We start from the raw sequence: 12188 nt of genomic DNA, 5'->3' as shown, positions 1-12188 counted from the left end.
TCGAACCCGTTCAGCTTGTGCGCAAAGGCACCATCGCCAGCATGTCGGAGGAGGTCAGGAATAGCGTCCGGCCCATTTCCCCGATGCAGCAATTGGCGATTGCCTTGCCAGTGCGGATGATGCCAAGCCGCTGGCCATCAGGCGCGCAAACATGCACGCCGTCCGGGCCGGTGGCAAAGACATGGCCGTGGGGCCCAACGTCCATGCCGTCGGGCAGTCCCGGATCGCCGGTGGCAAGCTCGGCATGCATATCCAGGAACAGGCGAGGCGTGCCTGTCTGTCCTTTTGCGTCGAGCGGATAGGCCAGCAGCACAGGGCGCTTTTCATCGGACAATGCGAGATAAAGGGTGGTTCCGTCAGGCGAAAGGCCGACGCCATTGGGACGCCGATGGCTGCGATCGAGCAAAGTGACACTGCCGTCCGGATCAAGTCGGTAAAGCCCGCAGAAATCCAGTTCGCGCAACGGCGAATCATCCGCCTGCGCCAATCCATAGGGCGGATCCGTGAAATAGATCGCCCCGGACGGCGCGACGCACAGGTCGTTGGGGCTGTTGAACCGCTTCCCCTCATAACGATCCGCCAAAATCCTGCGCTGCCGGGTGCGCAGGTCGATCTGAACGATCGCGCGCGTACCGCTGTCCGCGCCCACCAGCATGCCGCTAGCCGTGATCGCAATGCCGTTGAGACCCGGTTCTCTTATTCCTTCCGGTACGGATGTCTGCAAACCTGACGGGGATAGAAAGGGCGTCACGCCCTGCGCCCTGGTCCAACGATATAGTATGTTGGAGGGGGGATCGTTGAACAGCAGATAGTTGCCCTGAGAGACCCAGGCCGGGCCTTCAGCCCAGCGATAGCCCCGTGCAATGATGTCGACCCGCGCGTCCGGCGCGAGGATGCGATCCAGTGCGGGATCCAACCGGTCGATTCCGGGCGTTGTGGCATCGTCCGCCGCGCGTGCCAGCGTTTGCGCCAGTGGCAGCATGGCCAGAGCCGTGACGAATGTCCGACGGCCTATCATGCAGTCATGGCGATGGTGCGCCCCTCTGCGGCCGAGCGATAGATGGCTTCGATGACGCGCAGGTCGGCTAGGCCTTCCTCACCCGGCACGATCGGGGTCGTTCCGTTCATGATGCATTCCGCAAGATGATCAAGCTGGCCAGCAAACTGATTTTTAGACGGTGCTGGTAGCACGCGCGGGCTGACCACGCCGTCCTTCCTGATACGCATGGCATGGCCTTCATAAGGGGTCGCGGGTTCCATATCGATCCAGCCCTGGGTGCCAACAACGCGATAGGCATTATGCGCCGAACTGTAGCTGGACACGCAGGTCGCCTCGATCCCCGAAGGGAAGCGCAGCAGAAAACTGATCCTGTCTTCCACGGTGCGAAAACGCCGATCGGATCGATCAGTCGCCTCGATCGCGCTGACCGAAACCGGCTCTTCGCCGCTCAGATATCGCGTCGCGTTGAGACTATATATGCCGATGTCCATGAGTGATCCGCCACCCGACAAGGGCCGATCGAGCCGCCACTGATTAGGCTTTATCGGAAACCCATGTTCGGACGTGATGATGCGCGTCGGCCCCACATGACCGCGCCGCGCCAGATCAATAGCCAAACGGTTATAGGGCTCGAACCGCGACCGATATCCGATCATCAACAGCTTGCCCGCCTTGCGGCTGGCGCCGATCATCGCCTGACATTCGGCGACCGATATGGCCATGGGCTTTTCGCACATGACATGCTTTCCGGCTTGCGCCGCGCGAATGCTATATTCGGCGTGCATACTGTTGGGCAGCACGACATAGACCACGTCGATGTCTGGATTGTTCCGGATGCGATCATAATCGGCGTAGCTGTAATGGTGCGTCGCAGGGATATTATATTGCTCGCCATAGCGTTGCAATTTTTCGGGCGTGCCGCTGACCAGCGCCACAAGTCGGGCATGGTCGCAGCCGGCAAAATTGGGCATGATCTGCCGTGTCGCATAAGAACCAAGCCCGACAATGGCATAGCCGATCGGTCGCTGCGCTGCGCGGACGCGCGTGGCGCCAAGGCCAGAGAGCGCGAGCCCTGCGCCGACAGTTTTCAGTATCGACCGTCGCGATCCGTCCATAACCCATCCTCCCCTGGCGTCGCGCGTGCCCCTTTCGAGCAGCGAATAGTGGCCTTCGCGTTCAGTCCGAGACGTGGTCAGCGGGCCGTTCTGATGCGTCCGGCAGCCAAGCGAGCGAACTGGCGACAATCGCTACCTGGGTGCGGTTACGCACGTTGAGCTTGCGCATGAGAGCGGTCATATGCACCTTTACCGTCGCTTCGGCCATGCCCAATTCATAGGCGATCTGCTTGTTGAGCAGGCCGGAATAGACGCAGCGCATGACCTTCATCTGGGTTGGGGTGAGCCGTGGCGGAGCCAGAGCCGCGGGCGCAGGCGGGCCCTTGTCCTGAACGCGATAGCCGTGCGGATTCGAGGCGACGTGCATCTTCCCTCTCCCTGTTCCGATCCGGAAATTTTCAATGAGCTTCTGAATAGGACTCGTTAGCGGTATCTTATGAGGACTAGTCATACAGGTTCAAGCATAAATATTGCATATTACCATATTTTGTCTGGATATCGGCCTGAAATGGACTAAATCTGTCTAACAGATTCAGAGGCAAGTTCCAGATTTGCAGCGAGTCTCAGGATAGCGACAACATGGGGGGAGAGGATGACGATAGCGTTGCGTCGGTTTGATCGCGGCTTTCACGACCTGAGGGAGTGCCGCCCATGACCCCCGCCGATTATCGCCTGATCGCTGCCGCCATCGTCGGCATTGCGCTGTCCATCATCCTGATCATACGCGGGCGGTTGCATCCCTTCGTGGGGTTGCTCTGCGGCGCATTTACCGTGGGCCTTCTGGCAGGACTTCCGATGGAGGAAACGGCCAAGGCGGTCGAAAAGGGCGCGGGCGCCATCCTTGGCGGCACCGGACTGGTGGTCGCGCTTGGCCTGGGGCTGGGAGCAATGTTGCAATTGTCCGACGGGGCGGGCGGCCTTGCCCGTGCGGCGTTACGGCTGTCGGGCGCGCGCGGGGCACCCTGGGCGAGCCTTCTCACGGCCATCGTCATCGGCCTGCCGCTGTTTTTCGAGACGGGCCTGGTGTTGTTGCTGCCGATCGTCGCGTCGGCTGCGGCGGCACTGCCAGCGGGACAGAATGGCGATACGGCAAAGCTGCGCCTGATGCTCCCCGCCCTGTCGGGCCTGTCCGTTGTCCACGCACTGGTGCCTCCGCATCCGGGGCCATTGCTGGCGGTCAATGCCCTGGGCGCCAATCTGGGCCTGACGCTTCTGTACGGCCTAATGGTTGGCATTCCGACCGCGATCATCGCGGGACCATTATTGGCGCGCTTCACCGCGCCGGGGGTGAAACTTAGCCCCCCGCTGCTAGACCCGGTCCGCGCCGATGTACCCACGCCATCGGTGGGACGGGCGCTGACGGCCGTGCTGCTGCCCGTGGTCCTGATCGCCGCGGGCCAGGCGGTCGCGCTTATGCCAGCGTCCGTTGCGGTTCATTTCGCCTGGCTTGCCTGGGTCAGCGACCCGGTTGTCGCGTTGCTGGTGGCCACGCTCGTCGCTTTGCCCTTGCTGTTTGGCCGGCGCATCACCGAAAGCCGTATCCAGGGCGCGATCTGGACCGAGGCCATGACGCCGGCCGGCGGCATCATCCTGGCGATCGGTGCGGGCGGCGCGCTCAAGCAGGTGCTGGTTACCGCCGGCCTGTCCGACCTTCTCGTGAGATTGGCCGACGGCGGCGCGATTTCGCCGCTGGTGCTGGCCTGGGGCGTATCGGTCTGCATCCGCCTTGCGACCGGATCGGCGACGGTGGCGACGATCACCACGGCGGGCGTGATGCAGGGGCTGGTCGCCGCGTCGGGCGTGGAGCCCGAATGGATGGTGCTGGCGATTGGCGCAGGATCGCTGTTCTTCAGCCATGTCAACGATCCCGGATTCTGGCTGGTGAAAAGCTATCTCGGCACCGACATGGCAGGGACGTTCAAGACCTGGTCCATCATGGAAACGGTGGTGGCGGTGGTCGGCCTGCTGCTGGTAATGCTGGCGAGCAGCATATTTTAGGGAGCGAAGCCGCCATGGCCATCGCAGCGAGACGAGCGACGTCATGAGCCAGATCCGGTTATCCGATCAGGCCTATGCCGGCATCGTCGAGATCATCAAGTCGGAAAATCTGGAGGTTGGCGCGCGGCTGCCATCGGAGGCGAAGCTCGCGGAAACCTTTGGGGTGTCGCGCGCGATCGTGCGCGAAGCGCTGGTGCGGCTGGCGTCAGACGGCATCACGGAGGCGCGGCGAGGCGCCGGGTCCTTCGTCAAGAGCCGGCCTTCCGAGCGGCTGGCGGCCTTCATGCCGATGAGTGAATTGTCCACGACGCTGGGCAGTTATGAAGTGCGTTTTGTGCTGGAGGCGGAGGCCGCCCGGCTGGCGGCAACACGCCGAACCGCGCAGGAAATGGCGCATGTGGAGGAAGGCATGGCGTTGCTGCGCGAGGCTTTGCTGTCCAGTGAGCCGGCTCATGCCGAAGACATGGACCTGCACCGGCGGATCGCGGCGGCGACCGGTAATCTCGCCTTCATTCAGGCGTTCGACGCGCTGTGGCCCGATGTGGAAAAGATCATGCGCGCGGGCGTCGACATTTCGCGGTCTCGCCCCCCGGAAGTCGTCGAAACAATGCTGCGCGAACATGAGGTGATCGTCGCCGCCATCCGGGCGCAAGACCCCGAGGGTGCGGCGCTGGCGATGCGCTGGCATTTATGGGAGGGGCGCCGGAGGCTGATGCCCTGACGCCGCGACGACTCAGCGCAGCCAGCGCAGCGCAGCATCGCGCAGGGCGCAAGGGTCGGCATCCGTCGTCAGGATCATGGCGCCCTCGTCCTCGTCGGGGCGCTCCAGCGTAGCCAGCTGGCTGTCGAGCAGGCTAGTCGGCATATAATGGTCCGCCCTGGCCGCCAGTCGCGCAAGCAGGCGTTCGCGGCTATTTTCTAGCAGGATGAACCGCACGGGCGCTGCCATGGCGGCGCGCAGCCGAGCCCTGTAAGCCGCGCGCAACGCGGAACAGGCTATTACCGTTCGGCCCCGATCGGTAATAGCGGCATTGGCGGCCACACCAATGCGATCCAGCCAGGGCCAGCGATCATCGTCGGTCAGCGCCTGGCCCGCCCGCATCTTGGCTACCGCTTCGGGCGCGTGAAAATCATCCCCTTCCAGAAAGGGGGCGTCGAGAGCCGTTCCCAGCAGCGATCCGAGCGTGGATTTACCACAACCGCTGACCCCCATGACGATGACGGCAAAATGCGGGGTGGTGTCAGAGGCGGATAGGGGCGGCAAAGCAGGTCCTCGCAATCGGCGCGACAACCCCTGCACAGGCATCGCCATGGTCGACCATGCTATAGGATCTGGGGCCAACCCCTGAAAACTACGACCTTTGTCGCAAGTGCCCCAGCCGCCATGCTCCTTTAGCCCTTATCCTTGGATGCAATGATATTTGGGAGAGGCGATGATGATCCGACGCAACATCATGGCGGCGCTGCTGACCGCAACCGCGATGGCAGGCGTGAACGCGACACATGCCGCCGAACCTTCGGTTTTTCCCACCGCGCCCCAGGAGCCAACCGCCGTCACCGTCGCGGGCAAGGGCGACGGTCGGGCGGATGACAGCGACGCGATCCAGCAAGCGCTCGACAGCGCGCGTGACAAGACCGGCCACGGCATGGTCTTCCTGCCTTCGGGCACCTATCGGATCACCCGCACGCTCATCGTGCCGCCAGGCGTGCGCATCTATGGCGTGGGGCCGACGCGGCCCGTCATCCTGCTGGGGGCCAGGACTCCCGGTTTCCAACAGGGTGTGTCGACGATGATGGTGTTTGGCGGCGGCGATCAATATCGCGTCGGCGACGTGCCCGTGCCGGTGCCCACCATCGTTCCGCGCGACAAGGTCGTGCGCGATGCCAATTCCGGCACTTTCTATTCGGCGATGAGCAATGTCGATATAGAGATTGGCGCGGGTAATCCTGCGGCTGCCGGGGTGCGCTTCCACATGGCGCAGCACGCCTTCCTCAGCCATATGGAATTTCGCCTGGGCGATGGATTTGCCGGCGTCTATCAGGCCGGCAACATCATAGAGAATGTCCATTTCCAGGGCGGCCGCTATGGCATCGTCACGGAAAAGACCTCTCCCGCCTGGCAATTCACGTTGATCGATTCAACCTTCGATGGCCAGCGCGACGCTGCGATCCGCGAGCATGAAGTTGATCTCACCATGGTCAATGTCGCCATCCGCAACACGCCGGTGGGGATCGAGGTCGACCGGGGCTATGGTGATAGCCTGTGGGGCAAGGATGTCCGGTTCGAAAATGTCAGCCAAGCAGGCGTGGTCATCTCAAATGAAAACAACGTTTTCACCCAGATCGGTTTTGAAAATGCGCTGGCCAAGAACAGCCCGGTCTTCGCGCGCTTCCGCCAGAGCGGGCGCACGGTCGATGGCAAGGGCGATGCCTATAAGGTCGCATCCTTTTCCTATGGCTTGATGGTGCCGGATCTGGGTCATGTCGGCGAATATCGCACCGATGCCGAGATCGAGGCGTTGCCCGCCCTGCCGGCGCGGCGCGCGCCTGCCATTCGCGACCTGCCGCCGATGCAGGACTGGGTCAATGTCCGCACGTTGGGGATCGTAGGCGACGGCAAGGCGGACGATACCGCCGCTATACAAAAGGCGATCAATGCCCATCCGATCCTTTATTTTCCGACCGGCTTCTACAAGGTCACGGACAGGCTGACGCTGCGGCCGGACAGTATTTTGATTGGCCTGCACCCTGCCATCACGCAACTCTATATTCCCGACGAAAATCCGCGTCATGCCGGGCTGGGATCGGTGCTGCCGATTCTGGAGAGCCGCAAGGACGGGGACAATATCCTGTCGGGACTGGGGTTGTTCACGGGCCGCGTCAATCCGCGTGCGTCGGCCCTTTTGTGGCGGTCGGGCGAAAAAAGCCTGGTAGAGGACGTCAAGATCATGGGCGGGGGCGGCACGCCCACCGCTGATGGCAAGATGCTGGGATCATTGACGGTGCATACCGGCGACCCCGTCACCGACCATCGGCTGGATGCGCAATATCCCAGCATCTGGGTAACGGATGGGGGCGGGGGAACATTTGCAGACGTCTGGAGCCCCAACAGCTTTGCCCAGGCCGGCTTCTACATCAGCGATACCAGCACGCCCGGTCATGTCTATGAAATGTCGGTCGAACATCATGCCCGCAATGAGTTCGTGCTCGACAATGTGCAGAACTGGGAATTTCTGGCGCCCCAGACCGAGCAGGAAGTGGGCGATGGGCCGGATGCCGTTTCGCTCGACATCCGCAATTCGAAAAATCTGCTGTTCGCCAATTATCACGGCTATCGCGTCACCCGCACCTATGCGCCTGAAAAGAGCGCGGTGAAGCTGTATAACTCCAGCGACATTCGTTTCCGCAATGTCCATGTGAATGCCGAAAGCGGCTATGCGACCTGCGACGATGAAGGGTGCGGAACGTTCCTGCGTGCGAGCAAATATCCGTTCGACAACGCGATCGAGGATGTGTCCCGTAAATTGTTCGTGCGGGAGCGGGAGTTCGCCAAGCTCGACATCGGCGCGGCCGGCCGGACGATTCCGACACCTACTGCGAGCATGGCGCCGGTCGAGAAGCTGGAAGATGGCTTCTGGTCCATTTCCGGGGCCTCGGTGGACACGAAGGGCGCGCTCTATTTCATCGACCGGCGGTTCCAGCGCATCCACCGCTGGAGCGAGGCGAAGGGACTGGAGATCGTCCGTGACCAGGCGCTCGATCCGGTCAATCTGGCGGTGGACGCATCGGACCACCTGCTCGTGCTCTCTTCGCTCGGTCCTAAGGCCGGAGTCTATTCGATAGATCCCGAAGGGCCGCTCGACCAGCTGACGCTCATCCAGCCGACCCCGGTTCGGGCTACCGCCCGGAAGCGCACGCTGCTGCCAGTCAACTGGTGGAATAATGGCGAATTTCGCGATCAGCTCGATCACAAAAGCTACGAGTTCACGACTTTGGCCGAAATGTTCGCGCGCGACGTCGGCACGCCCAAGGCACAGGAATATGTTTCCCCCGACGGCAGCCTGGCGCTGCCGGCTTTTCGCGTGTGGCAGCAAGGGCCGATCGATCACACCGGTTGGCGCTGGTCCGACGGGCTCAATGCGAACGGCTTTGTCAGTGGGAAAATGGGTGAGCGGATATTCGTGACGAACGCATCCGAAAATGTCACCTATAGCGGGGCGATCGGAAAGGGTGGCGCGCTTGTGGACCTCAAGCCCTTCGCCAATCGCGGCGGGGAAAGCGTTGCGGTGGACGGACAGGGGCGCGTCTTTGTCGCCAATGGACAGATTTTTGTCTACGGTTCCGACGGCGCGCAGATGGGTCGGATCGATGTGCCCGATCGACCACTTCAGATCCTGTTCGGCGGCCCGGACAAGCGAACGCTTTTCATCCTGACGCATCACGCGCTGTACGCGGCAAAGCCATGAAATCAGGCGCTTTCGGGGCGTCTACGACCTATGTCGTAAGTGCCCTGGAACCGCAGCTGCGATAGGAACACCGATAATCGCCGCACAAGGCGAGGCCGACCCTGGGAGGGCGGCTGACAGAGGGAAGGATCAAGGAAGGTGAGGAAGTCCATCAGTCGCCATCGCATGGGCGCAAGTCTGGTAGCGGTAACGTTCATGGCTTTGTCGAGCCTGGCGCACGCACAGGCCGTCGCCGACGTCGCTCCCCAGGACGAAGCTGAAACCACGTCCGAGCAGAGAGCGGCGGATATCGTAGTCACCGGATCGCGTATCACGACGAGCGGCTTCACCGCGCCCACGCCCACAACGGTGATCGGCGAGGAGCAGATCGCCAATAACGCGCAGCCCAATGTGTTCAACACGATCGCACAGTTGCCGTCGCTTCAGGGATCGACGGGCGCCGCCACCGGTACGTTCAGCACGTCGAGCGGCCAGCAAGGCCTCAGCTCCTTCTCCCTTCGCGGACTGGGGACCATCCGCACCCTCACCCTGCTGGATGGGCAGCGTGTCGTCGGCGCGAACGTGACCGGCGTTCCCGACATTTCGATGTTCCCGCAATTGCTTGTCAAGCGCGTTGACGTGGTGACGGGCGGCGCATCGGCCTCCTATGGATCGGACGCGGTTGGCGGCGTTGTCAACTTCATCACTGACACCCGATTTGAAGGGTTCAAGGGCAACATCCTGGGCAGCATCACCAAATATGGCGACGATGAAACCGCGCTGGTCCAGGCGGCCTATGGTACATCGGCGATGGATGGACGGCTGCATTTCGTCGTCAGTGGCGAATATGACCATGAAGGCGGCGTGGACGCAGGAGATTTCGGCACCGACCTTGCCGGCAGCCGCGACTGGTATCGCGCCACGACGCTGTTCAATACGGGGCAGACCAACAATGGCCTGCCACAATATGTCTATGGCGACTATGCGCAGCCATACCAATATGCTCGCTATGGCCTGATCAACAATGGCCCGCTCCAGGGCATTGCCTTCGATGCCAACGGCACGCCCTATAATTTCCAATATGGATCGAATGGCCAGCCACTCGGCAATGGTCGGGTTAGCAATTGTTTTCAGGGGAACAGCTTCTGCCAGGGCGGCGACCTGTCGGGCGCGCCAGGTTCTGGCGCATCGCTCAAATCATCGCTGGAGCGGATCAATGGCTATACGCGCCTGGGCTACGACTTTGCCGACAACAATGAAGCTTATCTGACGGTCAATATCGCGCAGGTGAAGACCAACAACCAGCCAAGCCCCGGCTATGGCCGCGCCAACCTGACCGTCCAGTGCGACAATGCCTTCCTGCCGCAGACGATCCGCGACCAATGTGCAGCGGCGGGTGTCACTAGCTTCGCCTTCGGCTCCTCCAACGCGCAACTGCCCGATCCGCAGGTCTATACTGACCGCAAACAATATCGCTTCGTTGGCGGCCTCAAGGGACAGTTCGGTTTGGGCGGGACTGACTGGAATTACGACGCCTATTATGAACATGGTATCACCATTTCCGACATTCGCGTCCGCGATATCGTCCTGCAAAATCGCTATGTCGCAACGGCCGATGCCATTAACCTGAACGGCGCAGTCGTGTGCCGTGATCCGGTCGCGCGGGCCAATGGCTGTGTGCCGATGAACATCTTCGGCAACTTCACACCTTCCGCGTCAGCGCTGGCTTATGTCGCGCCGCATGAAAATGGCCCGTTCCAACACACCAAATTGACGCAGGACGTGGTCAGCGCCAACTTTTCGGGCGAACCGGTCGAGCTATGGGCAGGCCCGCTCGCAGTCGCGTTCGGTGCTGAATATCGGCGCGAATTCTATCGCGTCAACGCCGATCCCTATGGGGCGGGCGTGTCGCCGCTCAGCCCTAATGATGAAAATTATCCGGCCGATCCGCTGCTCAATTCGGAACTCGGCAGCAACTGGGCGGCGGGCAATTACAAGAATGGCCGCGGCAAATATGAAGTTTATGAAGGCTTCCTGGAAATCAATCTCCCGCTTTTCGACAGTCAGGGGGCGGGCCGCGCGAACCTGAATGCGGCGGGCCGCGGCACCCACTACAGCACGTCCGGCACGGTCTGGGCGTGGAAGGTCGGCGGCACATGGGACACGCCGCTGGACGGCATTCGCCTGCGCGCCGTCACATCGCGCGACGTGCGGGCGCCGAACCTGTCGGAACTGTTTGCCGCGCCGACCGTGACGACGCTGCCCAACTTCAACGACCCGTTCCGCAACGTCGCCGTATCGACCTTCCAGAACACGATCGGCAATCCGAACCTGAAGCCGGAGATTGCGCGCAACACCGAAGTCGGCATCGTCCTTGCCCGGCCGTCCTGGGCGCCTGGCCTGAGCCTGTCCTTCGACTATTACAACATCAAGCTGAACGGCGTCGTGTCCAGCCTTTCCGCGCAGCAGATCGTGCAATTCTGCTTTGAAGGCAATCAAGCCTTCTGCGGGGGATTCAGTCTCGACAATGCGAACCAGCAGCAGAATTTCGTTAACGTCCAGCCGTTCAACCTGGCTTCCTGGAAGACCAGTGGCTTTGACATAGAGGCAAGCTACCAGTGGCAACAGCCGCTCGGCCTGCCCGGCACTTTCACCGTTCGCGCGCTGGGCACTCACATCCGCAAGTTCATCGTCGATGCGGGCATCGCCGGGGTCGATCCAGTCGATCAGGCCGGGGCCAATAATGGCGCCACCCCGGATTGGAAATGGCTGGCCGTCCAGACCTACGACACCGGCAAGCTGACGCTGACGGTGCAGGAACGCTGGTTCAGCGACGGCACTTTTGGCAACCAATATGTCGTCTGTAAGTCCAGTTGCCCCGTGTCGACCGGCAACCACCCGACGATCAACTATAACAAGATGAAGGGCGCCTTCTACATGGACGTGGGCGCGACCTACAAGATCACCGATCAGGTATCGATCTACGGCAAGGTCGACAATCTGTTCGATAAAGATCCCGTCGCATCGCCGCAGACCAACACCGGTCTGGACATCAACCCGGCGCTCTATGACACATTGGGCCGCATCTATCGTGCGGGTGTGCGCTTCAACTTCTGATCTGATATTCCCAGTCCCCACCCACCTGTCCCGGCCCTGCACGGCCGGGACATATTTTTCCCAGTGGAGAGCGTTGCATGAAATACGGATTGAGTGGAGCTTGCGCATCCATGCTGTTGTGCCTGGCGGGCGCGCAGCCGGCGCTGGCGTCGCCATCCGTTTACATGACGGCCCCGGATGAACCCCGCGCCGTCACAGTGAAGGGCGTAGGCGACGGTCGTGCCGACGACAGCGCCGCAATCCAGCAAGCGATCGACCAAGCCGCGACTGCCGGGGGCGGTATCGTTTTCCTGCCCGCCGGCACCTATCGCATCAGCCGGACATTATTTCTGTATCCCGGCGTGCGGATTTTCGGCATTGGCGCGCAACGGCCGATCATCCTCCTTGGCGCGAATACGCCAGGATTTCAGCGGGGGGTCGCCCATATGCTGATGTTGGGGGCGTTTGCGGGAGGGGGCGGAATCCTACGCTAAGGATTTGGGCCAGCGATATTCCCCGGTTAGATTGATGTGT

The 12188-nt window shown here is 61.7% G+C and carries 8 protein-coding genes and 1 pseudogene; 5 read left to right on the top strand and 4 right to left on the bottom strand.

Features of this window, described 5'->3' with window-relative positions; all coding sequences use genetic code 11:
• Positions 1 to 10 precede the first annotated feature (10 nt).
• From LL253_RS11205 to LL253_RS11195, 3 genes are all read right to left on the bottom strand, one after another.
• Entirely contained in the window at positions 11 to 1018 is a 1008-nt protein-coding gene (locus tag LL253_RS11205) for an SMP-30/gluconolactonase/LRE family protein (protein ID WP_228227188.1), read from the bottom strand.
• The gene (locus tag LL253_RS11200) at positions 1015 to 2115 is read right to left on the bottom strand and encodes a Gfo/Idh/MocA family protein (RefSeq protein WP_228227187.1); all 1101 of its coding nucleotides are present in this window, start codon (positions 2113 to 2115) and stop codon (positions 1015 to 1017) included. The genes LL253_RS11205 and LL253_RS11200 overlap by 4 nt, the downstream gene beginning before the upstream one ends.
• Before the next feature lie 61 nt (positions 2116 to 2176).
• Positions 2177 to 2482: a helix-turn-helix domain-containing protein gene (locus LL253_RS11195; RefSeq protein ID WP_009823588.1), complete on the bottom strand. Its 306-nt coding sequence runs from the start codon at positions 2480 to 2482 to the stop codon at positions 2177 to 2179.
• A 284-nt stretch (positions 2483 to 2766) separates the two neighbouring features.
• Between LL253_RS11195 and LL253_RS11190 the strand changes: the two genes are divergently transcribed.
• Both LL253_RS11190 and LL253_RS11185 read left to right on the top strand, forming a co-directional pair.
• Positions 2767 to 4113, top strand: coding sequence for a GntP family permease (locus tag LL253_RS11190; protein ID WP_009823589.1), 1347 nt, complete (start codon positions 2767 to 2769; stop codon positions 4111 to 4113).
• A gap of 43 nt (positions 4114 to 4156) precedes the next feature.
• On the top strand, positions 4157 to 4834 hold the full coding sequence (locus LL253_RS11185) for a FadR/GntR family transcriptional regulator (RefSeq protein WP_009823590.1): 678 nt from the start codon (positions 4157 to 4159) through the stop codon (positions 4832 to 4834).
• A 12-nt stretch (positions 4835 to 4846) separates the two neighbouring features.
• On the opposite strand, the gene LL253_RS11180 is transcribed toward LL253_RS11185, so the two are convergent.
• Positions 4847 to 5326, bottom strand: coding sequence for a gluconokinase (locus tag LL253_RS11180; protein ID WP_228227280.1), 480 nt, complete (start codon positions 5324 to 5326; stop codon positions 4847 to 4849).
• 223 nt (positions 5327 to 5549) lie between these two features.
• Between LL253_RS11180 and LL253_RS11175 the strand changes: the two genes are divergently transcribed.
• The 3 genes and pseudogenes from LL253_RS11175 to LL253_RS11165 all read left to right on the top strand — a co-directional run.
• The gene (locus tag LL253_RS11175; protein WP_228227279.1) at positions 5550 to 8579 is read left to right on the top strand and encodes a glycosyl hydrolase family 28-related protein; all 3030 of its coding nucleotides are present in this window, start codon (positions 5550 to 5552) and stop codon (positions 8577 to 8579) included.
• 195 nt (positions 8580 to 8774) lie between these two features.
• A complete protein-coding gene (locus LL253_RS11170) occupies positions 8775 to 11675 on the top strand; it encodes a TonB-dependent receptor plug domain-containing protein (RefSeq protein ID WP_228227278.1) in 2901 nt (966 codons plus the stop codon).
• Between the two features lie 77 nt (positions 11676 to 11752).
• Positions 11753 to 12130: pseudogene (locus LL253_RS11165) on the top strand (glycosyl hydrolase family 28-related protein); the annotation flags it as partial.
• Between the last annotated feature and the right edge of the window lie 58 nt (positions 12131 to 12188).

Source organism: Sphingobium soli, from assembly GCF_020782245.1.
GTDB lineage: Bacteria > Pseudomonadota > Alphaproteobacteria > Sphingomonadales > Sphingomonadaceae > Sphingobium > Sphingobium soli.
The sequence above is the reverse complement of the archived record's forward strand: the minus strand, read 5'-3'. Positions and strand labels throughout refer to the sequence as shown.

What these genes read in the sequence shown, in the direction of transcription:
- LL253_RS11200 (WP_228227187.1), bottom strand. Translation starts at nt 2,115, where the DNA reads ATGGACGGATCGCGACGGTCGATACTGAAAACTGTCGGCGCAGGGCTC.
- LL253_RS11185 (WP_009823590.1), top strand. Translation starts at nt 4,157, where the DNA reads ATGAGCCAGATCCGGTTATCCGATCAGGCCTATGCCGGCATCGTCGAG.
- LL253_RS11175 (WP_228227279.1), top strand. Translation starts at nt 5,550, where the DNA reads ATGATCCGACGCAACATCATGGCGGCGCTGCTGACCGCAACCGCGATG.
- LL253_RS11205 (WP_228227188.1), bottom strand. Translation starts at nt 1,018, where the DNA reads ATGATAGGCCGTCGGACATTCGTCACGGCTCTGGCCATGCTGCCACTG.
- LL253_RS11190 (WP_009823589.1), top strand. Translation starts at nt 2,767, where the DNA reads ATGACCCCCGCCGATTATCGCCTGATCGCTGCCGCCATCGTCGGCATT.
- LL253_RS11170 (WP_228227278.1), top strand. Translation starts at nt 8,775, where the DNA reads ATGGCTTTGTCGAGCCTGGCGCACGCACAGGCCGTCGCCGACGTCGCT.
- LL253_RS11180 (WP_228227280.1), bottom strand. Translation starts at nt 5,326, where the DNA reads ATGGGGGTCAGCGGTTGTGGTAAATCCACGCTCGGATCGCTGCTGGGA.
- LL253_RS11195 (WP_009823588.1), bottom strand. Translation starts at nt 2,482, where the DNA reads ATGCACGTCGCCTCGAATCCGCACGGCTATCGCGTTCAGGACAAGGGC.